The sequence below is a fragment of the Actinomycetospora corticicola genome, from assembly GCF_013409505.1.
GTDB classification, from domain to species: Bacteria; Actinomycetota; Actinomycetes; order Mycobacteriales; family Pseudonocardiaceae; genus Actinomycetospora; species Actinomycetospora corticicola.
Window position 1 is genome coordinate 4340184 of the sequence record NZ_JACCBN010000001.1, and the last position, 22477, is coordinate 4362660.

At 74.4% G+C, this 22477-nt stretch carries 20 protein-coding genes; 13 read left to right on the forward strand and 7 right to left on the reverse strand.

Features of this window, described 5'->3' with window-relative positions; all coding sequences use genetic code 11:
- Nucleotides 1-207: 207 nt before the first annotated feature.
- Together BJ983_RS21200 and BJ983_RS21205 are read left to right on the forward strand one after the other, a co-directional pair.
- On the forward strand, nucleotides 208-1116 hold the full coding sequence (locus tag BJ983_RS21200) for a transglycosylase SLT domain-containing protein (protein ID WP_343054284.1): 909 nt from the start codon (nucleotides 208-210) through the stop codon (nucleotides 1114-1116).
- A 52-nt stretch (nucleotides 1117-1168) separates the two neighbouring features.
- Entirely contained in the window at nucleotides 1169-2011 is an 843-nt protein-coding gene (locus tag BJ983_RS21205; RefSeq protein ID WP_179795628.1) for an oxidoreductase, read from the forward strand.
- A 168-nt stretch (nucleotides 2012-2179) separates the two neighbouring features.
- Here BJ983_RS21205 and BJ983_RS21210 read toward each other — a convergent pair whose 3' ends face one another.
- The 6 genes from BJ983_RS21210 to BJ983_RS21235 all read right to left on the reverse strand — a co-directional run bounded on the left by BJ983_RS21210 (nucleotide 2180) and on the right by BJ983_RS21235 (nucleotide 8156).
- Nucleotides 2180-4072, reverse strand: coding sequence for a propionyl-CoA synthetase (locus BJ983_RS21210; protein ID WP_179795629.1), 1893 nt, complete (start codon nucleotides 4070-4072; stop codon nucleotides 2180-2182).
- Nucleotides 4073-4133: 61 nt separating this feature from the next.
- Complete coding sequence (locus tag BJ983_RS21215) at nucleotides 4134-5450, reverse strand: amidohydrolase family protein (protein ID WP_179795630.1); 1317 nt, start codon at nucleotides 5448-5450, stop codon at nucleotides 4134-4136.
- A 14-nt stretch (nucleotides 5451-5464) separates the two neighbouring features.
- The gene (locus BJ983_RS21220; RefSeq protein ID WP_179795631.1) at nucleotides 5465-6004 is read right to left on the reverse strand and encodes a hypothetical protein; all 540 of its coding nucleotides are present in this window, start codon (nucleotides 6002-6004) and stop codon (nucleotides 5465-5467) included.
- A gap of 88 nt (nucleotides 6005-6092) precedes the next feature.
- On the reverse strand, nucleotides 6093-6797 hold the full coding sequence (locus BJ983_RS21225) for an NYN domain-containing protein (protein ID WP_179795632.1): 705 nt from the start codon (nucleotides 6795-6797) through the stop codon (nucleotides 6093-6095).
- A gap of 134 nt (nucleotides 6798-6931) precedes the next feature.
- Complete coding sequence (gene trmB, locus BJ983_RS21230; protein WP_179795633.1) at nucleotides 6932-7663, reverse strand: tRNA (guanosine(46)-N7)-methyltransferase TrmB; 732 nt, start codon at nucleotides 7661-7663, stop codon at nucleotides 6932-6934.
- A gap of 64 nt (nucleotides 7664-7727) precedes the next feature.
- Nucleotides 7728-8156, reverse strand: a complete 429-nt coding sequence (locus tag BJ983_RS21235; protein WP_179795634.1) for a hypothetical protein — start codon at nucleotides 8154-8156, stop codon at nucleotides 7728-7730.
- Between the two features lie 168 nt (nucleotides 8157-8324).
- Here BJ983_RS21235 and BJ983_RS21240 point away from each other — a divergent pair, with 168 nt between their 5' ends.
- From BJ983_RS21240 to BJ983_RS21260, 5 genes are read left to right on the forward strand one after another with little or no spacing between them, the layout of a single operon-like run.
- A complete protein-coding gene (locus BJ983_RS21240; protein ID WP_179795635.1) occupies nucleotides 8325-9767 on the forward strand; it encodes a dynamin family protein in 1443 nt (480 codons plus the stop codon).
- The gene (locus BJ983_RS21245) at nucleotides 9764-11323 is read left to right on the forward strand and encodes a hypothetical protein (RefSeq protein ID WP_179795636.1); all 1560 of its coding nucleotides are present in this window, start codon (nucleotides 9764-9766) and stop codon (nucleotides 11321-11323) included. Before BJ983_RS21240 ends, BJ983_RS21245 begins: the two co-directional genes overlap by 4 nt.
- A gap of 55 nt (nucleotides 11324-11378) precedes the next feature.
- On the forward strand, nucleotides 11379-11744 hold the full coding sequence (locus tag BJ983_RS21250) for a DUF6802 family protein (protein WP_179795637.1): 366 nt from the start codon (nucleotides 11379-11381) through the stop codon (nucleotides 11742-11744).
- 22 nt (nucleotides 11745-11766) lie between these two features.
- On the forward strand, nucleotides 11767-13284 hold the full coding sequence (locus BJ983_RS21255) for a metallopeptidase TldD-related protein (protein WP_179795638.1): 1518 nt from the start codon (nucleotides 11767-11769) through the stop codon (nucleotides 13282-13284).
- Nucleotides 13281-14684 (forward strand): metallopeptidase TldD-related protein, encoded by a 1404-nt coding sequence (locus BJ983_RS21260; RefSeq protein WP_179795639.1) that lies wholly within the window; start codon nucleotides 13281-13283, stop codon nucleotides 14682-14684. Before BJ983_RS21255 ends, BJ983_RS21260 begins: the two co-directional genes overlap by 4 nt.
- A 1-nt stretch (nucleotide 14685) precedes the next feature.
- On the opposite strand, the gene BJ983_RS21265 is transcribed toward BJ983_RS21260, so the two are convergent.
- Nucleotides 14686-16245 carry an FAD-dependent oxidoreductase gene (locus BJ983_RS21265; protein ID WP_179795640.1) on the reverse strand — a complete coding sequence of 520 codons (1560 nt, stop codon included), beginning with the start codon at nucleotides 16243-16245 and terminating at the stop codon, nucleotides 14686-14688.
- A gap of 107 nt (nucleotides 16246-16352) precedes the next feature.
- Here BJ983_RS21265 and BJ983_RS21270 point away from each other — a divergent pair, with 107 nt between their 5' ends.
- The 6 genes from BJ983_RS21270 to mctP all read left to right on the forward strand — a co-directional run bounded on the left by BJ983_RS21270 (nucleotide 16353) and on the right by mctP (nucleotide 22444).
- Nucleotides 16353-16709 (forward strand): hypothetical protein, encoded by a 357-nt coding sequence (locus tag BJ983_RS21270; RefSeq protein WP_179795641.1) that lies wholly within the window; start codon nucleotides 16353-16355, stop codon nucleotides 16707-16709.
- A gap of 48 nt (nucleotides 16710-16757) precedes the next feature.
- Nucleotides 16758-17651: a Sir2 family NAD-dependent protein deacetylase gene (locus tag BJ983_RS21275; protein WP_179798093.1), complete on the forward strand. Its 894-nt coding sequence runs from the start codon at nucleotides 16758-16760 to the stop codon at nucleotides 17649-17651.
- Nucleotides 17652-17870: 219 nt separating this feature from the next.
- Complete coding sequence (locus tag BJ983_RS21280; protein ID WP_179795642.1) at nucleotides 17871-19697, forward strand: phosphoenolpyruvate carboxykinase (GTP); 1827 nt, start codon at nucleotides 17871-17873, stop codon at nucleotides 19695-19697.
- 59 nt (nucleotides 19698-19756) lie between these two features.
- The gene (locus BJ983_RS21285) at nucleotides 19757-20452 is read left to right on the forward strand and encodes a DedA family protein (RefSeq protein ID WP_179795643.1); all 696 of its coding nucleotides are present in this window, start codon (nucleotides 19757-19759) and stop codon (nucleotides 20450-20452) included.
- A gap of 76 nt (nucleotides 20453-20528) precedes the next feature.
- On the forward strand, nucleotides 20529-20786 hold the full coding sequence (locus tag BJ983_RS21290) for a DUF3311 domain-containing protein (RefSeq protein WP_179795644.1): 258 nt from the start codon (nucleotides 20529-20531) through the stop codon (nucleotides 20784-20786).
- Complete coding sequence (mctP, locus tag BJ983_RS21295; RefSeq protein WP_179795645.1) at nucleotides 20783-22444, forward strand: monocarboxylate uptake permease MctP; 1662 nt, start codon at nucleotides 20783-20785, stop codon at nucleotides 22442-22444. The genes BJ983_RS21290 and mctP overlap by 4 nt, the downstream gene beginning before the upstream one ends.
- Nucleotides 22445-22477: the final 33 nt, after the last annotated feature.

Consider the following 22477-nt stretch of genomic DNA (forward strand, 5'->3'; position numbering starts at 1 on the left):
GTGCTCCCCGGCCGGTCGCCGCACGTATCCCGGACGCATCCGTCGTCGGGAGGTCGGCGGGCGTCCCACGGGCCACCCCGTCCCCACGCGTGACCGGCACCCCGCTATGTTCCGGCGGTCCAGATCACGACGAGGTCACGGCGCCACGCCGGCGCCACCGCTCCCCAGCGGCCTCGTCGTGCCGGCCCTGCGGCGAAGGGTGAACACGTGGCGCGACACGGGCAACTCGTCCCCGGACAGCGGGCTACCCGCTCCGTCCCCGGCTACACCCCCGCGTTCGCCGCCGCTGCCCCGATGCGCCCGCTCGCCGCCATGCCCTCGCGCGTGACGGCCTGGACCCCCGCTCCCGCCCCGGCCCGCCCACGGGCGGCGCGCACCCTGTCCGGCGCCACCTCCGGGAAGATCCTGGTCGCGGCCGTCGCCGCCGGCGCGGTCGTGCCCGCGGTGCAGGCGTTCGACACCACGCACACCGCCGACGCCGACCCGGGCACCGCCCAGCTCTCCGCGGCGCAGATGGCGCTGGCGACCCAGCAGGGCCCGACCGCGCGGCCTGCGGCGACCGCGACGTCGGCGATCAGCGACGTCACCACCATCGCGATGTCCTCCGCCGACCTCGACGCCGCCGCGAAGGCCGCCGACACCGGCGCGGACGACCTGCAGAAGGCCATGGCGGTCGCCCGGGAGAACGGTCCGGTGGAGTTCGGTCGTCCCTACAGCGCCGGGAACGACGACACGCTCAACGGTCAGATCGCGAAGGCCCTCGGTCTGATGGGCCTGCCGCAGAAGCTGGCGCCGGGCGTCAAGCAGATCATCATGCGCGAGTCCACCGGGAACCCCCGCGCGATCAACAACTGGGACTCGAACGCCGCCGCGGGCACCCCGTCGAAGGGCCTCATGCAGCTCATCGACACGACGTTCCGCAACGCGGTGCTGCCCTCGCTGGCCGACAAGGGCATCTACGACCCGGTCGCCAACATCACCGCCGGCGTGCGCACGATGATCGCCAACCACGGCCTCGACGCCGTCACCGACGGCGGCCTCCGCAACTCCTCGGGCAACTACATCGGCTACGGCGGGGCGAAGCTTCCCGACGACGGGTTGGGTCGCGCGGGCTGAGGTCCCCGACGCCCCCCGGTGTCACCGCCGCCGGCGGGGGTAGACCGTGTGCATGAGCGAACGAGTGTGGCTGGTGACCGGCGCTTCCCGCGGACTGGGGCGGGCGCTGGTCGAGGTGTGCCTCGAGGCGGGTGACACCGTCGTGGCGACCGCCCGGAAGGCCTCGTCCTTGGACGACCTCCGCGGTGCGCACGGCGACCGGCTGGTGGCGATGGACCTCGACGTCACCGACCGGGACGCCACGTTCCGCGTCGCACGCGAGGCCGCCGAGCAGGTCGGGCGGATCGACGTGCTGGTGGCCAACGCCGGCTACGGCCTCGGCGGTGGCGTCGAGGAGGTCTCGGAGGCCGAGGCGCGCGACCAGATCGAGGTGAACCTGTTCGGCGCGCTGTGGTCGATGCAGGCCGTGCTGCCCACGATGCGGGCCCAGGGCTCCGGGCACATCCTGCCGATCTCGTCCGTGGGCGGCGTCGGTGCATTCCCGAACACGGGGCTCTACCACGCGACGAAGTGGGGTCTGGAGGGCCTGAGCGAGTCCCTGGCGCAGGAGGTGGCCGGCTTCGGCGTCCACGTCACGATCGTCGAGCCCGGCCCGTTCCGCACCGACTGGAACGGTGGCTCCATGGTCCGGGCCACTCCGATGCCGGAGTACGACGAGGTGTTGCACGCCCGCCGGGAGGCGATGGACGGGCGCGGCGCGTTCACCCAGCCCGGCGACCCGCGGCGGGCCGCGGAGGCGATGCGGCAGGTCGTCGCGTCGGACCAGCCCCCGCTCCGGCTCCTGCTCGGCAACGCCGCCGCCGACCTCGCGCCGAAGCTCTGGTCGCAGCGCATCGACGAGGCGGCCGCGTGGGAGCAGGTCGCCCGCGGCGCGGACTTCCCCGAGGGCGAGTAGCGGCCACCCCACCCTCACCGCGTGAGGGGAACCCTGGTGCCACAAGAACGCTCGAATCTTCCCCGCACAGGCCGGCCGACCGAACCGTGAGGGGAGGATCTGAGCGCTCTTATGGCATGAAGGTTCCCCTCACGCCGGAGTGGGCGGAACGGCGCGAAGGGGCGCGTGTCAGCTGCCCTGCGGGCCCTTCTGCAGGACGGGGCGCAGGGTGTCGAGCACCGAGGCGTCGTCGATCGTCGACGGGACCATGGCGTCCTGGCCGTCGGCGATCTGGCGCATCGTCTTGCGCAGCACCTTGCCCGAGCGGGTCTTCGGCAGCGCCGGGACCACGGCGACGTTCTTGAACGACGCGACGGCGCCCACCTCGCTGCGCACCAGCGCCACGAGCTCCGGGCCGATCTCGTCCTCGCCGCGAGTCACGCCCGCCTTGAGCACCACGAACCCGCGCGGGACCTGGCCCTTCATCGCGTCGTGCACGCCGATCACGGCGCACTCGGCGACGTCGGGGTGGCCGGCCAGGACCTCCTCCATCGACCCGGTCGACAGGCGGTGGCCGGCGACGTTGATGACGTCGTCGGTGCGGCCCATGACGAACACGTAGCCGTCGGCGTCGACGTACCCGCCGTCACCGGTGAGGTAGTAGCCCTCGTAGCGCGACATGTAGGACTCGCGGAAGCGCTCGTCGTCCTGCCACAGGGTCTGCAGGCAGCCGGGCGGCATCGGCAGCTTGATGACGATGGCGCCCTCCTCGCCGCGCGGCAGCTCCGTGCCGTCGACGTCGAGGACGTCCACCTGGTAGCCGGGCACCGGGACCGACGGCGAGCCCGCCTTGAGCTCCATCGGCTCGAGGCCCCGCAGATTGGCCGCGATCGGCCAGCCGGTCTCGGTCTGCCACCAGTGGTCGACGACGGGGACGCCGAGCGTCTCGGAGGCCCAGGTCCAGGTCTCGGGGTCGAGGCGCTCGCCGGCGAGGAAGAGGGTCTGCAGCGAGGAGATGTCGTAGTCGCGCAGGAGCACCGCGTCGGGGTCCTCCTTCTTGATGCCCCGGAACGCCGTCGGCGCGGTGAACAACGCCTTGACCCGGTGGTCCTGGATGACCCGCCAGAAGGCGCCCGCGTCGGGGGTGCCGATCGGCTTGCCCTCGTAGAGCACCGTCGTCGCCCCGGTGAGCAGCGGCGCGTAGACGATGTAGGAGTGGCCCACGACCCACCCGACGTCGGAGGCGGTGAACATGACCTCGCCCGGCCCGACGTCGTAGATCGCGGGCAGCGACCAGCGCAGCGCCACGGCGTGCCCTCCGTTGTCGCGCTGGACGCCCTTCGGCTTGCCCGTCGTGCCGGACGTGTAGAGCACGTAGAGCGGGTCGGTGGCGGCGACCGGGACGCACTCGGTGGCCTCGGCGGACGCCATCGCCTCGGCCCAGTCGAGGTCCCGCTCGGTCATCGGCGCCTCGTACTGCGGGCGCTGGAGCACGATCGAGCGGCCCGGGTCGTGCTCGGCGAGCTCGATGGCCTTGTCCAGCAGCGGCTTGTACTCGACGACGCGCTTGCCCTCGATGCCGCAGGACGCCGACACGATCGCCGAGGGCGTGGCGTCGTCGATGCGCACCGCGAGCTCGCGGGCGGCGAACCCGCCGAACACGACGCTGTGCACCGCGCCGAGCCGGGCGCAGGCCAGCATCGCGATCGCGGCCTCGGGGACCATCGGCATGTAGATGATCACCCGGTCGCCCTTGCCGACGCCCACCGAGCGCAGCACCCCGGCGAACCGGGCGACGAGGTCGCGCAGCTCGGAGTAGGTGAAGCGCTGCTGCGAGTCGGTCACGGGCGAGTCGTGGATCAGCGCGACCTGGTCCCCCCGCCCGGCGTCGACGTGCCGGTCGAGGGCGTTGTGGCAGGTGTTGAGCTCCCCGCCGACGAACCACTGCGAGAACGGCAGCGCCGACGCGTCCATGATCGTCTCGGGCTCGGTGTACCAGTCGATCAGTGCGGCCGCCTCGCGCCAGAAGCCGTCGGGGTCGGTCATGCTCCGGTCGTACGCCTGCCGGTACTCGCCACTCATGCGCGCGAGATTGCCACGGGACGTGACCTGGCGCACCGTCCGGACGGCGTGGGGGAACCCCTCACCCCTTGATGCGACGTCCGGCCGCACGGGTCGCCGCGAGGATCTCCGCCGGGTCGACGCGCACCGGGATCCGGTCGGCCACCACGGGCTCCCCGGCCACCCAGACGTCGCGCACCGCCCGCGAGCCCGCCGACCACACGAGGTTGGACACGAGCTGGGCCGGGTCGTCGGGGTCGACGAAGGCCGGGTCGTCGAGGTCGACGTGCACGACGTCGCCCCACGCGCCGGGGCGGAGCCGGCCGAGGTCGTCGCGGCCCAGCGCGTCCGCCCCACCCGCCGTCGCGAGGGCCAGCACGTCGGCGGCGGTGAGGGCGGTGGCGTCGCCGCCGCGCTGGCGGGCGAACAGCGAGGCGAGACGCTGCTCCTCCCACAGGTCGAGGTCGTCGTTCGACGCCGGGGAGTCGGTGCCGAGCCCGACCCGCAGCCCCGCGGTCAACATCTCCCCGACCCGCGCCACGCCCGCCGCGAGCTTCGCGTTCGAGCCCGGGCAGTGGGCCACGGCCACGTCGTGGCGGGCGAAGATCTCGACGTCCTGGTCGGACATCTGGATGGAGTGCGCGGCGAGCACGCGACCGCCCAGGCTGCCCGTCGTCTCCAGCATCGCGGGCACCGAGCCGTAGACGGCACGGACCTCGTCGTCCTCCCCGGCCGCCTCCGCGACGTGGATGTGCAGCAGCGCCCCGCGCTCCCGGGCCGCGGCCGCCGTCGTCGCGACCGCCTCCGCCGAGAGCGTGTAGGCCGAGTGCGCCCCGTAGCCGAGCTCGACCCGCTCGCCCGGTCCGAAGCGCAGGCCGTCGGCGTCGATCCAGCGCGAGATGCCGTCGCGCATCTCCTCCCACGTGCCCAGCCGGTCCATCCCGGGCGCGGTGATGATGCCCGGCGTCATCACCACCCGGGAGCCGAGCTCGAGCACCGCCTCGACGACGGTGTCGGCCCAGAAGTACATCTCGGTCGACGTGGTGACGCCCGCCCGCAGCATCTCCGTGCCGCCCGCGAGCATCCCCGTCCGCACGTCGGCGGCGTCGAGGCGCGCCTCCGCCGGCCACACCACCTCGGTCAGCCAGCGCATCAGCGGCAGGTCCCCGCCCATCCCGCGCAGCAGCGCCAGCGGCGTGTGCGCGTGGGTGTTCACCAGGCCCGGCATGAGCAGCCCGCTGCAGTGCGTCACGGGGGCGTCGGTCGCCGGGGCCTCCGCCCTCGGGCCGACGTGGGTGATCCGGCCCGCGTCGTCGACGTCCACGACCGCGTCCTGCAGCGGCACGGGTGCTCCGTCGCAGGTCAGGACGAGCGGGGCGGAGAGACGGCGCGCGGTCATGCCGATCAGTCTGATCAGCGCGCCGCGAGGGCGCACAGAAGGGTCAGCTGCCGCCGCATCATCACCAGGTCGCCCCACGCGAGCGCCTTCCCGACGACGGGTCCGGTCCCGTCGAGCACGACGGTCGCGGTCAGCCGCGAGCCCGCCGGGTCGGCGTGCACGGCGTAGGTGACCGCGAACTCCCCGACCGGACCGCTGGTGGTCCGGCGCCGGATCGTCAGGTGCTCGCCGCTGACGAAGGAGTCGACGACGAAGATCATCAACAGCCGCTGGCCGACCTGGAGGTCCTCCGCCCCCGGCGTCAGGGTGCGGGGGCTGCGGCAGACCCGCGGGAGACGAAGCGGAGCGGAGCTCGACCACGACCAGTTGTCGACCAGGTCGTAGCTGTAGGGCGCGACCGTGAGCTGGCACAGCCACCGCCAGAGCGTGGCCGAGTCGGCGGTACTCGTGGCGCCGCGGGTCCAGCGGTCGGTGGGGACGGCGACGAGGTCGTCGGCGGGCGTGCGCCGGGCGCGCTCGGCCGCCGTCGTGCCCCAGTGCTCCGGCAGGTCCACGGCGGCCTCCTACGCGGCGCACTGACGACGCGGCGTTCCTGCCACTGGATGACAGTAACGACGCTTCGCTGCCACGAGGGGTGAGCGGCTAGCGGTCGAGCAGCGACCGCAGCGAGCGCAGCGGCTGCAGCCACGCACCCCCGGCGGGCAGCGTGTCGAGGCTGACGCGCGGCAACGGCTCGCGGAACACGCCCTCGATCTCCTCGAGGTCGAGGAAGGCCACCACCTCGGAGGCGACGGCGAACGCGGCGTACTCGCGGAACCCGATGACCGTGACCCGGACGCCCTGCTCGACGAGGGCCTCCAGCGGCTCGCGGAAGGCGCGCCCGTCGCCGGACGCCACCACCACGTGCTCCAGGCCGCCCTCGGCGTGGCGCGCCTCGATGTGGGCGAGCATGTCGTCGTCGACGTCGGAGTCCTCGGCGGTCTTCGGCTTGGCGAAGACCGCGAACCCGACGTTGCGCAGCGCCTCGACCCAGGGCCGCACGATCTCGGTGGACCCGGGGACGACGTTGGTGAACACCGTCGCCTCGGCGAGACCCTCCGGCCCCGCCAGGCCGAGCAGCCACCGGCCGACCGCGTCGAAGCGCGGGCGGAACGCCGAGGTGGGCCGGGCGCCGAGGAGCGAGCCGAGGCTCATGTCCATGTTCGGGGCGTCCCAGACGAGCAGCGTCCGGGCGGGCGGGGCGGGCACGTCGGCCGCGACGTCGTCCGGGTGGCTCCCGCCGGCCAGCGTCACCGGGCCCGTCGCGTGCGCGAGGTCGGCCGGGGAGGGCGCGGGGGAGGGTGACACGACGTCGACTCTAACGGCCCTCCGGCGACGCGTCCGTCGCGTTCCACCCGATGCGGTCGAGCTCCGCTCGGTGGCGTCTCCGGCGTGGTCGCGCCCCTCCCGGGAGCGCCTCCCGTCGTCGTCGAACCGGATGATCACGAGGGCGCTCCCCGACGCACCAGCAGCAGGTCACGGCTGGGTCGACCCTCGCGCTCGGCGCGCGTCTCGAACTTCGTCAGCGGCCGCCAGTCGGGGCGGGGGGCGAATCCGCCGTGAGGGTTCTCCAGCAGGGGCTCGGCGTCGGTGACCTCGAGCATCCACTCCGCGTAGTCGGCGACGTCGGTGGCCAGGTGGAGCGTGGCGCCGGGGCGCAGGCGGGAGGCCATGAGCGCCACGGTCACGGGCTGGATCAGGCGCCGCTTGTGGTGGCGGCGTTTCGGCCAGGGGTCGGGGTAGTAGACGCGCAGCCCGTCGAGCGAGTCCGGCGCGACGTGGTCGCGCAGCACCACCACCGCGTCGCCGCGCAGCAGCCGCAGGTTCTCGAGCTCCGCGGCCTCGATGCGCATGAGCAGCTGGGCGAGTCCGGGCGGGTAGACCTCGACCGCCACGTGGTTGGCGCCTGGCTCCGCGGCGGCGAGGGCCGCGGTCGTCTCCCCCATGCCGGACCCGATCTCGAGCCGCAACGGCGCCGCGCGGCCGAACCAGCGTGCGGCGTCCAGGTGCCCGGCGTCGTCGAGGACGTCGGCGAGCTCCGCGAGCTCCCGGCCGTAGAGCGGCCACGCGCGGTCCCAGGCCCGTTGCTGGCCCGGCGTCACCCGGCCCCCGCGGTCGGCGAAGCTCACGATCCCGCGACGCTGGTCGAGCCCCGCGACGTCTCCTGCTGGCACGGGGTCGATCCTCACATCGGGCACGGACGGACGGAGCGGCGGGCGGATCCCGCGGAGCGGATCGTCAGGAACTGCCGGGGCCGAGGGCCTGGCTCGGGCCCGAGTCGCGCGGCGCCCGGCGACCGCCCCGCAGGTTGGCGGCCATCTGCTGCACGCGGCTGTTGTTCCGGATGCGGGCCAGGACCGCGAGCGTGATCACGTGCAGGATGCCGAGGAACACGAGCATCGAGCCGATCTTCGTGACGACGTACTGCACGGTCCCCTCGATCTCGAAGGGGTCCCAGGTCGACATGAGGGCGATGAAGCCCACGGCGACGGTGTAGTAGGCGACCGACAGCAGACGGCTCACCGACTGTGCCGCGTCGCGGTCCTCGAACACCTCGCGCAGGAAGCCGAGCCCGGAGCGCTGCAGGACCAGGCCCACCAGGATGGCCATGATCGTTCCGATGGCGACGACGAGCAGGTAGGTGCCCGTATCGGCGCTGGAGGCCACGGCGGAGCCCTTTCGTCACGGTGCCCGGGACGCCCCCGGTCGGGCACCAGCATCCCCGTGATCCCGATCGGACGAAACCCGACGCGCGCGTGATCCCGGGACGGATGTGGCTGGTGAGGTCCGCGGAACGGCCCCCACGGCCGGACCGGGCTCCCTACCCTGCCCGGTGTGGGTCGGTGGGCGGAGGACACGGCACGGCGCTGCCGTGCGGTCTCGCCCGCGGTCGCCCTGCCGATCGCGGACGCGCTGGACACGGTCGCGGCCCGGGCCGTCGCCACGCCGGCGATCGTGGTGACCGGGCCGGTGTCGTCGGGCAAGTCGACGTTGGTCAACGCGCTCGTCGGGCGCCGGGTGGCGCCCACGGGCGCAGGTGAGTGCACGCGGCTGACGGCCCGCTACGTCCGCGGCCCGGTGGACCGGCTCGACGTGGTCCTCGCGGACGGGTCGCGGCGCCCGTTGCCGCTGGCCGAGGGCGGTCGGGTCCCGGCCGCGGTCGGCGACCGGCTCGGCGTCGACCCGGGCGACGTCGACCACCTCCTGGTGTCGCTGACCAGCGAGGCGCTCGACGGGCTCACCGTGGTGGACACCCCCGGCGCCGGCTCCGCCCGCCGTCCCCGGGGCCCGGCGCGGGGCGTCGCCGACGCCGCGGAGGCCGCGCTCGTCGTGCTGCCGCCCACCGCGCTCCCGGAGGAGATCGCGGGCCTCGCCGACGCGGCCCGGCACGGTCCGGCCGGCGTGGTGGCGGTGCTCGGCCGCGCGGACACGGTGGGCGACGAGGCGGACGCGGCCGCGGTGGCCGACGGGCTGTCGCGGCGGCTCGGCTCCCACGTGGGTGCGGTCACACCGGTGATCGGGCTGCTGGCCGAGACGGCGGTGACCGGCGCGCTGGTCACCGCGGACGTCGCGGCCCTGCGGGCGCTGGCGGCCGACCCCGGCACGGACGCCGCCCTCGTCGACCCGGAGCTGTTCACCACCGCCCCGTCCCCGGTCGACCCCGCGACCCGGGCCCGCCTGCTCGACCTGCTCGACCGCCGCGGGGTGGGCCTCGCGCTCGCGCTGCTGCGCGCACGGCCCGAGGCCGGGGTGGGGGACGTGTGCGCCGCGCTGCTCGCCGCCTCCGGCCTCGACCGGGTGGTCGACCGCCTGCGCGCCGAGGTGCGCGGACGCGTGGACCTGCTGGCCACCGTCGCCGCGGAACGGCGGGTCGCGGCGCTCGCCGAGGCGGAACGGGCGGCCCTGCGGGCCGACCGCCGACGCGGGGCCCCCGACGGCGGGGACCGGGACCTCGTCCGCCTGGCCGACCTGCTGGAGGATCTGCGGGCCCGGCCGGTGCACGTCGACCTCGCCCTCACCGAGGCGGCGGCCCGGCACGGCAGCGGTGCCCTGCCCCTGCCCGCCGACCTCGCGGCCGATCTCGTCCTGCTCGCCGACCCGGCCCCTGACCTCGCCGGTCGCCTCGGGCTCGCCGCCGGTGAGCTGGCCGGGCACGCGGCCCGCCGGGCGGCGACCTGGCGCGGCTACGCGAGCTGGGGCACCCCACCGGGGCGCGCCGACGTCGCCGGGACCGTGCACCGGGGGTGGGCGCGCCTCTGGGGCGAGCTGACGCGGTGAGCGGGGACCCGGCCCGGGCGACGCTGCCCGAGGAGGTCGCCGCGGCCCGCCGCGACCTGACGCGGGTCCTCGCCGAGGCCGGGCTCCCGACGCCGGGTCCTCCCGCGGCCGGCGACCGCCCGGCCGTCGCGCTGGTCGGCGCCCCGGGGCGGGGACGGCGGGCCCTCGCCGCGGCGCTGGTCGACCGCGACCCGGCCGCACTGGGCCGGGAGATCGACCACCTGACCGCGGGGTCCGTGGACGTCCCGCTGCTCGAGGAGCTCGACCTGCTCCTCCCGGCGCGCTCCCCCGACGGCGGCTGGTCGGTCGCCGCGGCCTCGGCGCTGCTCGTCGTCGTGGGGGCGGGTGCGCCGCTCGACCGCCACGAGCTCGACCGGCTGGCCGCAGCCGCGGACACGGTGGAGGCCGTGACGTTCGCCCTGGTCGGCACAGAGGCACACCGCGGCTGGCGGACGGTGCTGGAGGCCGACCGGGAGCTGGTGGCCGAGCACGTGCCCCGGCTCGCCGCCGCGCCCTGGTTCCCGGTCTCCCCCGTACTGGCGGCCGCGGCGCGGGGCACCGGCACCGACGGCGAGGCGCTCCGCCGACGAGCGGGCCTCGCCCCGCTCCAGCGGTCGCTGTACCGGCTCGTGGCCCGCCGCCGTCGGATGCTCGCGGAGGCGAACGCGCTGCGCTGCGCGCTCGGCGCCCTCCGTGCGGTGCACGTCGACGACCCCGCGCCCGAGCTGCAGCGGCGCCGCGCGGCGCTGGAGGCGGCCCGCACCGGTCTGCGGCGGGAGCACCACGTGCGCTGGCGGGCGGAGCTGGCCGGGGCACGGGTGGCGGTGGTCGACGACGTCGGGCGGCGGGTCCGGGCCCTCGCCGCCGCCTACCGCGACCGGATCGACCGCGCCTCCTCCACGGAGCTCGGCTCCGTGGAGGCCGACCTGGCCCGGGACCTCGAGGGGGAGGCCGCCGCGGTCGTGGCCGCGCTCGGGGAACGGCTGCGCGAGCTCGTCGTCGGGACCCTGGCGGGCCTCGTGCCGGCCGACGACCTCGCCGCCCTGCGGATCCCGGCGCCGACCGCCCGCCCGGACCTCCCGCCGGGCACCCGCCGTCGGGCCGACCGGATGCTCGTCGTGGCGGGCGCCACGGGCGGGCTCGGTCTGTCCCGCCTGGCCCTGCTCCCGCTGCTCGCGGTGCCCGTGGCCCCCGTCGTCGGGGCGGCGCTGGTCCCGGTGTCGGTGGGGCTCGGCCTCGGCGCGGCGGGCTGGCTGGCGCGGGCGCGCCGTCGGGCGGCGGACCGGGCGCACGCGCGGGCGTGGCTGGTCGAGGCCCTGGGGCAGGCGCGCACGGACCTCGAACGGGTGCTCTCGGAGGCGTTGATCGTGGCCGACCGCGAGATCACCCTCGCCCTCGACCGGGCCCTGGACGAGCACGGGCGCCGGCTCGACGCCGAACTCGCGGGCCTCGCCCGCCGTCCGACCGACCGCGTCCTGCGGGACCGGGACGCGGCGGCGCGCCGGGCGGAGGCGGTCCTCGGGCGCCTCGCGGCGGCGCTCGCCGCGGAGGGCTGAGCCGACTTGTCCCGAACGGCCCCCACGACGACGGGCGGCGACCTACCGTCGGGCCATGACCGAGGATGAGGTCGCCGCGGCCGGGCCCGCGGTGTTCCCCCACCCCCCGGCGATGCCGGTCCTCGCCACCGGGGACCTGCTGCCCGGCGCGCCGCTCCTCGGCGCGCCCACGGTCGACTCCGACGCCGACGGGGTCGCCGACACCACGGTCGCCCCGTGGGACGACGGGCTGGTCCTCGCCACCGACGTCGACCACGACGGGGCGGCCGACGTGGTCACGCGCGTGGGTCCCGAGGCGGTGGTCACCACCCGCCACCTCGACGGGGACGTCCACGTCGAGGAGCGGCCGTGGGGCGCCCCGCCCCCGCCCGCACCGTCGATCGACCCGCGCACCGGGGCGTGGGTGCGCGGCCGGGACTGACCCGGGCCGCTACCGTCGCCGCGTGAGCACCGGTGCGCGCCCCGTCGACCCGGACTTCCTCGCCCTCCCGCTGCGGGCCGTGGCCGACGCCGCCCTGCAGGTGGCGCGCGATGCCGGGGCCGAGCACGCCGACGTCCGGGTCCACCGCCTGCGCAGCCGCGCGCTGGAGCTGCGGGACGCGCGCGTGGTGAGTTCCTCGGACACCGACCGGATGGGACTCGCCGTCCGGGTGCTCCGCCGCGGGGTGTGGGGGTTCGCCGCCCACGTCGACGTCACGCCCACCACCGCGGCGGCCACCGCTCGCCGGGCGCTGGAGGTCGCGACGACCCTGGCCGCGGTCGCCCGCGAGGCCGTCGAGCTCGCCCCCGAGCCGGTGCACGCGGACGTCACCTGGGTCTCGGACTACGAGCGCGACCCCTTCGACGTGCCCGAGGGCGACCGCATCGGGCTCCTCGCCCAGCGCTCCACACGGCTGCTCGCCGCGCCCGGCGTCGACCACGTCGAGGCGAGCTGCCTGGAGGTCAAGGAGCAGACCTTCTACGCCGACCTCGCCGGCACCGTCACCACCCAGCAGCGGGTCCGCGTCGACCCCGGGGTGAGCGTCACCGCGGTGGACCGGGAGGCCGGCGGCTTCGAGTCGCTGCGCACGGTGGCCCCGCCGGTCGGGCGCGGCTGGGAGTACCTCACCGGCACCGGGTGGGACTGGGACGCCGAGCTCGCGGAGCTCCCCGAGCTGCTCGCGGAGAAGCTCCGCGCCCCGAGCGTCGACGCGGGCCCCGCCGACCTCGTCATCGACCCCACGAACCTGTGGCTGGTGATCCACGAGTCGATCGGGCACGCCACCGAGTACGACCGCGCGATCGGCTACGAGGCCAACTACGCGGGCACCAGCTTCGCCACCCCCGACCTGCTCGGCACCCTGCGCTACGGCAGCGAGGTCCTGCAGGTCACCGGCGACCGGACCGTGCCGCACGGGCTCGCCTCCGTCGGCTGGGACGACGACGGGGTGGCGACGGGCGAGTTCGACCTCATCCGCGACGGCGTCCTCGTCGGCTACCAGGTCGACCGGTCCTTCGCGCCGCGCCTCGGGCTCGAGCGGTCCAACGGCTGCGCCTACGCCGACTCCGCCGAGCACGTGCCGCTGCAGCGGATGGCCAACGTGTCCCTCGCGCCCGCCGCCGACGACGTCGCCACCGCCGACCTGATCGCGGGGGTGGACGACGGGATCTACGTGGTGGGCGACCGGTCCTGGTCGATCGACATGCAGCGCTACAACTTCCAGTTCACCGGGCAGCGGTTCTACCGGATCCGCGGCGGCGAGCTCGCCGGCCAGGTCCGCGACGTCGCCTACCAGGCCACCACGACCGACTTCTGGGGCGCGCTCGAGGCCGTCGGCGGGCCCTCCACCTGGCGACTGGGCGGGGCGTTCACGTGCGGGAAGGCGCAGCCCGGTCAGGTGGCGCCGGTCAGCCACGGGTGCCCGTCCGCCCTCTTCCGGGGCATCCAGGTCCTCAACACCGCGAGCGAGGGCACCCGATGAACCTGGTCGAACGCGCCCTGGAGACCGCGGGCCGCGTCCGCCCCGACGCGGGCGCCGCGGTCCTCCTGCGCGAGACCAGCGAGGTGGTGCTGCGCTGGGCGAACTCCACCATGACGACGAACGGGGCGACCACCGACCGCACGCTCGGGCTGGTGCTGCTCGTCCCGCTCGCGGGCGGGGGCACGGGGGCCGGCGTGGTCCGCGTGTCGGCCCCGGACTCGCTGCTCGCGGGCGGCGCGGAGGCCGACGCGCGGCTCACCGACGCGGTGCGGGCCGCCGTCCGCGCGGCGGAGGACTCCGGCGCCTCGCGGGACGCCGCGGAGCTGCCGCCGCCCACCGGACCGGCAGACCCCTTCGACGTCCCGGCCGCGGAGACCTCCGTCGGCGTGTTCGGCGACCTCGCCGCCGCGCTCGGGGACTCCTTCGGGACCGACCGCAGCGCGGGCTTCGCCGACCACCACGTCACCACCACCTGGCTCGCCACCTCCGCCGGGGTGCGACGGTGCTGGACCGAACCCGCGGGGGCGGTCGAGGTCAACCTCAAGGACCCGTCGTCGGGGAGCTCGGTGTGGGGCGGCACCTCGACGCGCGACTTCGCCGACGTCGACCTGCCCGCGATCCTCGGCGACCTGCGCGGACGGCTGGCCTGGGGGCGGCGCCGGATCGCGCTCGACCCCGGCCGCTACGAGACGATCCTGCCGCCGTCCGCGGTCAGCGACTTCATGATCTACCTGGCGTGGTCGATGGGCGGCCGGCCCGCCCAGGAGGGCCGCAGCGCGTTGTCGCGGGCCGGCGGCACTCGGGTCGGCGAGCAGCTGACCACCCTGCCGCTCACCCTGGCCGGCGACCCGGACGCGCCCGGCTTCCCGACGCTGCGCTACGAGCCGGTCCTCGCGACGACGTCGTCCGGCGACGAGGTGTCGGTGTTCGACAACGGCGCGAGCACCCGCCGCGTGGAGTGGCTGCGCGACGGCGCCGTCGCCGAGCTCGCCTATCCCCGCGCGGCGGCGGCCGAGTACGGCGCCCGGTTCGCCCCGCCGTCGGACAACCTCCTGCTCACCGGCGGGTCCGACGCGTCGCTGTCCGACCTCGTCGCCACCACACGTCGGGGGCTGCTGCTGACCTGCCTCTGGTACATGCGCGAGGTCGACCCGGAGACGATGCTGCTCACCGGGCTGACCCGCGACGGCGTCTATCTCGTCGAGGACGGCGAGGTGGTGGGCGAGGTGAACAACTTCCGGTTCAACGAGTCGCCGCTCGACCTCGTCCGCCGTGCCACCGAAGCCGGCGCGACCGAGCGGACCCTGCCGCGCGAGTGGAAGGACTGGTTCACCCGCGTGGCCATGCCGCCCCTGCGCATCCCGGACTTCAACATGTCGTCGGTGTCGCAGGCCAGCTGACTCACCGGCGCGGGGCGACGACCCGGGTCAGCCCGGGCGGCGCGCCGAGGCCCTCGGTGACCGGTCCCTCGAGCACCTCGCCGTCGGGGGCGAAGCGCGACCCGTGCAGCGGGCAGTCCCAGCTCGCCGCCGCGTCGTTCCACGCCAGGATGCCGCCGAGGTGCGGGCACACCGCGCCGACCTCGTGCTCCACACCGCCCACCCGGCAGCGTCCGACCTTGCCGCGCGGCGTGGTCTCGACCCGGCCCTCGCCCTCCGCGAGGGGCTGTCGGGACGGCAGGTCGGGCTTGACCCAGCCGGTCGCCAGGTACTTCGCGACCTGTCCGTTGAAGCTCGCCAACGACGGGACCGAGTTCAGCTTCGGCGCCCGGTCGGCGGCGAAGGTCGGCGCCCACGGGTTGTCGCGGCCGACGACGTGGTCGGCCAGGGCGAGCCCGGCCGCGGTTCCGCCGGTCATGCCCCACTTCGCGAACCCGGTGGCCACCAGCACGCGCGGCTGCAGCGGCATCGGCCCGACGAACGGCAGGCCGTCCTCGGGCTCGTAGTCCTGCGCGGACCAGCGGTGGGTGATCCCGTCGACCGGCCAGTGCCGGGCGGACCAGGTCGCGAGGTCGCTCTCGTGGTGGGCCATGGGCGTGTCGGTGCCGACCCGGTGACCGAACCCGCCGGTCTGCAGCAGGCGCTCGCCGTCCACGACGACGGTGCGGATCGACACCGTCGGCGAGTCCGCCGAGAGGTACATCCCGCCCGGCAGGGTGTCGGCGTCGCGCACCCGCATCGCCTGCGCGTAGGAGCGGGCCGGCTCCATCCGGGCGAAGTAGAGCCCGCGGTCGAGCACCGGGATGCCGGTCGCCAGCACCACCCGGTCCGCGAGCACCCGGCCGTGCGGGGTCCGCAGCTCGGGCGTGGCCCCGAACGAGGCGCCCAACGAGACCGACCGCACGCGGGTCCCCTCGAAGACCGACTGCCCCGCGTCGACGAGCTCGCGGGCGAGGTCGTGCAGGTAGGGCACCGGGTCGAACTGGGCCTGGTCGGCGAGCACCACCGCCTCCGAGACCGCGAACGGCAGGTCCTGGTCGGCGTCGAGGGTGGCGGGCAGGCCCGCGGCCCGCAGGGCGTCCGCCTCGGCGCGGACCGCCCGGGCGCCGGCGGAGTCCCGACCCGCCGTCGAGAAGGTGACCGCGGGAGCACGCTCGAAGCCGCAGTCGACGCCCGCGGCGCGGGCCGCGAGCCAGTCCAGGCCCGCGGAGTGCGCGGCCACGTAGGCGTCGACGACGTCCTGCGGGTGCCGTTGCGCGAGCGTCGAGGCGCGGGTGCCCTGCAGCACCGACACCTTCGCCGTCGTGTTCCCGCTGGCGACGGCCCCGAGGTGCCGGGCCTCCAGCACCGCGACCGTGCAGCCCGCGCGATGCAGCGCGACGGCGGTGGTCAGGCCGGTGATGCCGCCGCCGACCACGGCGACGTCCACGCGGAGGTCGCCGTGCAGCGTGGGGTACGAGGGCAGGTCGCGGTCGAGCCAGACCGAGCGGTGACGGGTGGGGAGTGCAGGCGTGGTGGGCACGCGGAGGAGTAACCGCTGATCCACGCGACGCACACGGGGTCCTCCCCGTGACCGAGTCGTGACGGGACCGACGCGCAACACGGGGACGGAACGGGAACACCTCGGGTATGGCCGATCTCGACCGCCGTCCCCGCTCCGGCAACCCCGTCACGGGCGCGGCCCGCGGCCTGCTCGGCCTCGTGGCCGGGATCGTCCGGTTCGTCACCGGGCTCTTCGCCGCGATCCTCGTCGTGCACGTCGTGCTCGAGCTCCTCGGCGCGAACCCCGACAACGGGCTGACGCAGTTCGTGGCGAACGCGGCGGACTCGCTGACCCTCGGCCTCGCCAACCTCTTCGAGGTGGGAAGCCCGACCGTCCAGCTGATCCTCTCCTACGGGATCCCCGCGATCGCGTGGCTCGTCATCGGTGCGGTGATCGTGGCGGTCCTGCGCGTGTTCGCGCGCCCGCGCTCCGGTCTCGCCTGACCCCACCCGTCCGGCGGGGGCACCATGGAACCCGTGGGCAAGGTCGTCATGCGTTACCCCGGCTCGGTGCTGCAGGAGAGCTGGGACGCCGAGGTGCCGGTCCGCGGCGGGGTCAACGACCTCGCCGCGCTCGTGGGCGCCGGCGGGGTCTGTGTGCTCTCCGGGGCCGGGTTGTCGACCGACTCCGGCATCCCGGACTACCGCGGCCCCTCCAGCGCGGCGCGCAGGCACACCCCGATGACCTACGAGGCGTTCGTGCACGACCCGGCGGCCCGCCACCGGTACTGGGCGCGGAGCCACGTCGGGTGGCCGCAGATCGACCGGGCCCGCCCCAACCCCGCGCACGAGGCCGTGGCCGCGCTCCAGCGCTGCGGGCTGGTCGAGAGCGTGATCACCCAGAACGTCGACGGGCTGCACCAGGCCGGCGGGGCGCGGGACGTCGTGGAGCTGCACGGCGCGCTGGCCCGGGTGGTGTGCCTCGCGTGCCGCGTGGAGCTCGACCGGGCCGTGGTCCAGGCCGAGCTCGCGCGGGTCAACCGGGGGTTCGACACGGCCGTCTCGGGGCTGCGCGAGACCCAGGTCAACCCGGACGGCGACGTCGAGCTGCCCCCGGAGCTCGAGGCCGCCTTCACGATGATCGACTGCCCCGCCTGCGGTGACGGTCCGCTCAAGCCCGACGTCGTGTTCTTCGGCGAGTCCGTCCCGCGGCCCCGGGTCGACCGGTGCTTCGACCTGGTGGCGCAGGCGCGCTCCCTGGTGGTCCTGGGGTCGTCACTCGCCGTGATGTCCGGGCTCCGGTTCGCCCGGGCCGCCACCCGGGCGGGGACGCCGGTCGCCATCGTGACCGCCGGGCCGAGCCGGGCGGACGATCTCGCCCGGGTGCGGCTCGCGTCACCTCTCGGTGAGGTGCTTCCAGCCCTGGTCAGGGCCCTGAGAGCCTGAATCGTTCAGCTTGATCGTGGAAGTGGTGCCTCGAACACCTCGTGGCGGTTCCGTGTGCAACATCTGTCGTTAACGTCGAAGTACTCCGACGGGGCCACACGGCGAGGTGTATCGGCCGCCCGACTGCCGCGTGCCGGTGCGCTCAGGCCGTGACCCCGTTGCGTGACGACCCCTGGTCGTCGCTCGACACTGACCGGCGAACGAGGAGTGACACGACGCATGACGGCCGCACCGACCATCCCTGGGCTCGACAACCCGCCGCTGCAGCGCCGAGAGGTGCTGGACTGGGTGGCCGAGGTCGCTGAGCTCACCACGCCGGATCGGGTGGTGTGGTGCGACGGTTCGCCGGAGGAGTGGACGCGACTCACCGACGAGCTCGTGGAGGCCGGCACCTTCACCCGGCTCGACCCGGAGAAGAAGCCGAACTCGTTCCACGCCGCGTCCGACCCCGACGACGTCGCCCGCGTCGAGGAGCGCACCTTCATCTGTTCGGCCGACCCCAAGGACGCCGGGGTCACGAACAACTGGATGGACCCGGCCGAGATGAAGGCCACCATGACCGAGCTGTACCGCGGGTGCATGCGTGGTCGGACGATGTTCGTCATCCCGTTCTGCATGGGCCCGACGAACGCCGAGTCCCCGAAGCTGGGCGTCGAGATCTCCGACAGCCCCTACGTCGTGGTCTCCATGCACATCATGACGCGCATGGGCGCCGAGGTGCAGGCTCGCCTCGAGGAGAGCGACACCGAGTGGGTGCCGGCGCTGCACTCCCTCGGCGCGCCGCTCGAGCCCGGCCAGGCCGACGTGCAGTGGCCCTGCAACGAGACGAAGTACATCAGCCACTTCCCGGACACCCGGGAGATCTGGAGCTTCGGCTCCGGCTACGGCGGCAACGCCCTGCTGGGCAAGAAGTGCTACGCGCTGCGCATCGCCTCGGTGATGGCGCGCGACGAGGGCTGGCTCGCCGAGCACATGCTGATCCTCAAGCTGATCAGCCCGGAGGACCAGGCCTACTACGTCGCGGCCGCGTTCCCCTCGGCCTGCGGCAAGACGAACCTCGCGATGCTGCAGCCCACCGTCCCGGGCTGGCGGGCCGAGACCGTCGGCGACGACATCGCCTGGATGCGCTTCGGCGAGGACGGCCGCCTCTACGCGGTCAACCCCGAGTTCGGCTTCTTCGGCGTCGCGCCCGGCACCAACTGGAACACCAACCCGAACGCGATGCGCACCATCGAGCACGGGAACGCGCTGTTCACCAACGTCGCGCTGACCGACGACGGCGACGTCTGGTGGGAGGGCCTGGAGGGCGACCCCCAGCACCTCACCTCCTGGACCGGCGACGAGTGGACCCCCGCGTCCGCCAAGCCGGCCGCCCACCCGAACTCGCGGTACACCGTGCCGATCTCCCAGTGCCCGGTCGTCGCCTCGGAGTGGGAGGACCCGCAGGGCGTGCCGATCTCGGCGATCCTCTTCGGCGGTCGCCGCAAGACGACCATCCCGCTGGTCACCGAGTCGTTCGACTGGCAGCACGGCACCTTCATGGGCGCCACCATGTCCAGCGAGATGACCGCCGCGGCGAAGGGCGGCAAGGGCCAGGTCCGCCGCGACCCGATGGCCATGCTGCCGTTCCTCGGCTACAACGTCGGCGACTACTTCCAGCACTGGGTGAACGTGGGCAAGAGCGCCGACGTGACCAAGCTGCCGAAGATCTTCTACGTCAACTGGTTCCGCCGGGGCGAGGACAACCGTTTCCTGTGGCCCGGATTCGGCGAGAACAGCCGCGTCCTCAAGTGGATCATCCAGCGCCTCGAGGGCACGGCCGCCGCCACCGAGACGGCCATCGGTCACGTGCCCAGCGCCGACCAGATCGACCTCGAGGGGCTCACCGAGCCGCGCGAGGACATCGAGGCGTCGCTGCGCGTCGACCTCGACGAGTGGCGCGAGGAGCTGCCCCTCATCGAGGAGTGGTTCGACAAGATCGGCGACGCCCTGCCGACCTCCATGCGCGACGAGCTCGAGGCTCTCAAGCAGCGGCTCTCCGCCTGATCCAGTACACGTGAGGGGAACCCTCGGGCCACGAGAGCGCCCGAGGGTTCCCCTCACGCATGTCCGGGCTGTGCGTTCCCGACGCCGGGGCCGCGCGGCTGGGGCACGATGATCGGGTGCTCGAGTACCTGCGCGGCATCGGCGAGAGCGTCGGGCCCTGGCTCTACGTCATCGCGGGCGGGCTCGCCTTCGCCGAGGCCGCCGTGCTGGTGGGCGTGGTGCTCCCCGGCGAGACCGCCCTGCTCGTCGCCGGGTTCGCGGCCCACGAGGGGATCATCGGCCTGGTCCCGATGATCGTCGTCGCCATCCTGTGCGCGATCGCGGGCGACTCCGTGGGCTACGAGGTCGGACGGCTCGCCGGCCCCGGGATCCGGGCGTCGCGCGTCGGCCGGTTCGTCGGCGAGCACCGCTGGAAGGAGACCGAGGACTTCCTCAACCGCCACGGCGGGAAGGCCGTGCTCCTCGGCCGCGGCGTCGCTCTCCTGCGCGCCCTCGTCCCGGGCATGGCCGGCATGGCGCGGATGCCCTACCTGCGCACCTTCCTGCCGTGGAACGCCGTCGGCGGCGTCCTCTGGGGCGGCGGCTGCGTGCTGCTCGGCTACGTCTTCGCCCTGTCGCTGGAGACCGTCGCCCGCTACCTCGCCTGGGGTCCGGTGCCCATCGTGGTGGTCGTCGCGGGCGTGCTCGTCTGGCGCGAGACCCGACGTCGGAAGCGGAACCGGACATCCGGGACAGAAGAGGCCTCCCAGCCGTGAGACCTCTGGTGCGTACCTGTACGCGCGCCTAACATCCGCGCGTCCACCGAACGAGTACGCCCCGCAAGGATCGCCGATGTCGTCTTCCGTCGCGGACCGGGACACCCCGGACCCCGCCCCCGCGAGGCCCCACTTCCGTTTCCGGGCCTGGAACCTGCTCCTGCTCGTCCCGCTCGTCAGCCTGATCACGCCGCTGTTCAACGCGAAGGACCCGGAGCTGTTCGGGCTGCCCTTCTTCTACTGGTTCCAGATCGCGGTGATCCCGATCGGCATCATCTGCACCCTCGCGGTCCACCTCGCCACGCGGCACGACGACGAGGAGGGGGACCGGTGACCGGCGCGCAGATCGTCCAGCTGGTCGTCTTCCTGCTGCTCTTCCTGGCCGTCGCGGTCCTGGGGTTCATGGCCAGCCGCTGGCGGCGGGCCGACGACCTCGAGCACCTCGACGAGTGGGGCCTCGGCGGGCGGAAGTTCGGCTCGTGGGTCACGTGGTTCCTGCTCGGCGGTGACCTCTACACCGCCTACACCTTCGTCGCGATCCCGGCGCTGCTGTTCTCCTCCGGTGCCCTGGGCTTCTACGCGGTGCCCTACACGATCATCGCGTTCCCGCTGGTCATGCTGCCGCTGCTGCGGCTCTGGTCGGTCTCGCGGGTGCACGGCTACGTGACCCCGGCCGACTTCGTCCGCGGCCGCTACGACTCGCCGCTGCTGGCGCTCGCCATCGCCGTGACCGGGATCGTCGCGACGATGCCCTACATCGCCCTGCAGCTCGCCGGGCTCGAGGCGGTGCTGCGCACCATCGGGCTGAACGGGTCCGGGTTCTGGGGCCACGCGCCGCTGTTCGTCGCCTTCGTCGTGCTCGCCGCGTACACCTACCAGTCCGGGCTGCGGGCGCCGGCGCTGATCGCGGTGGTCAAGGACGTCCTGATCTACATCGTCATCCTCGTCGCGATCATCTACCTGCCGATCAAGCTGGGTGGCTTCGGCGCGATCATCGACGCGGGAGCGGCCAAGCTCGCGCAGCCCTCCCCGGCGACCGGCCAGGCGTCGGGGTCGACGCTGCTGACGGCGAACAACCAGCTGCAGTACGCGACGCTCGCCCTCGGGTCGGCGCTGGCGCTGTTCCTCTACCCGCACTCGATCACCGGCGTGCTGTCCTCGTCGAGCCGGGCCACCATCCGCCGGAACATGACCGCGCTGCCGGCCTACTCGTTCCTGCTGGCCCTGCTCGCGCTGCTCGGCTACGTCGCGATCGCGGCCGGCACGAAGCCGATCGTCAACGGCTCCACCGGGCGGCCGGACTCGAACACGATCGTCCCGGCCCTGTTCGCGGGCCAGTTCCCGTCGTGGTTCGCGGGCGTCGCCTTCGCCGCGATCGGCGTGGGTGCCCTGGTCCCCGCCGCGATCATGTCGATCGCCGCGGCCAACCTGTGGACCCGCAACATCTACAAGGAGTTCCTGCGCCGGGACGCCACCCCGAAGGACGAGGCCCGGCAGGCCAAGCTCGCCTCGCTCGTCGTCAAGGTCGGCGCCGTGCTGTTCATCGTCGTGGTGGATCCGCAGTTCTCGGTGGACCTGCAGCTCATCGGCGGCGTGATCATCCTGCAGACCCTGCCCGCGGTGGCCATCGCGCTCTACACCCGCTGGTTCCACCGGTGGGCACTGTTCGCGGGCTGGGCGGTCGGCCTGATCTGGGGGATGATCATGCTCTACGGCATCCCCAACCCGGTGAACGGCAAGCAGCACTTCGGGGGCTCCGCGCTCGCGCTGGGCAAGCTGGACCTCTTCGGCTGGACGCCGTTCGACGGCTCCAAGGTGCAGATCTACGTGGGCGCCGTGGCGCTGATCGGCAACCTCGTGGTGGCCGCCCTGGTCACCCTCGTCCTGCGCGCCACCGGGACGCGCGAGGGCGCCGACCACACCCGCGGCGAGGACTACCACGCCACCCGGGTGCCGGAGTCCACGACGCCGGAGGCGGTGTCGTCCACGTAGGTGCGCTCCGCGCCGGTGAGCAGGAGAGGTCGT

Bases quoted from the DNA above. Each gene is read 5' to 3' on its own strand.
- BJ983_RS21205 (WP_179795628.1), top strand. From the start codon at position 1,169: ATGAGCGAACGAGTGTGGCTGGTGACCGGCGCTTCCCGCGGACTGGGG.
- BJ983_RS21210 (WP_179795629.1), bottom strand. From the start codon at position 4,072: ATGAGTGGCGAGTACCGGCAGGCGTACGACCGGAGCATGACCGACCCC.
- BJ983_RS21215 (WP_179795630.1), bottom strand. From the start codon at position 5,450: ATGACCGCGCGCCGTCTCTCCGCCCCGCTCGTCCTGACCTGCGACGGA.
- BJ983_RS21250 (WP_179795637.1), top strand. From the start codon at position 11,379: ATGACCGAGGATGAGGTCGCCGCGGCCGGGCCCGCGGTGTTCCCCCAC.
- BJ983_RS21260 (WP_179795639.1), top strand. From the start codon at position 13,281: ATGAACCTGGTCGAACGCGCCCTGGAGACCGCGGGCCGCGTCCGCCCC.
- BJ983_RS21270 (WP_179795641.1), top strand. From the start codon at position 16,353: ATGGCCGATCTCGACCGCCGTCCCCGCTCCGGCAACCCCGTCACGGGC.
- BJ983_RS21275 (WP_179798093.1), top strand. From the start codon at position 16,758: ATGCGTTACCCCGGCTCGGTGCTGCAGGAGAGCTGGGACGCCGAGGTG.
- BJ983_RS21280 (WP_179795642.1), top strand. From the start codon at position 17,871: ATGACGGCCGCACCGACCATCCCTGGGCTCGACAACCCGCCGCTGCAG.
- BJ983_RS21285 (WP_179795643.1), top strand. From the start codon at position 19,757: ATGTCCGGGCTGTGCGTTCCCGACGCCGGGGCCGCGCGGCTGGGGCAC.
- BJ983_RS21290 (WP_179795644.1), top strand. From the start codon at position 20,529: ATGTCGTCTTCCGTCGCGGACCGGGACACCCCGGACCCCGCCCCCGCG.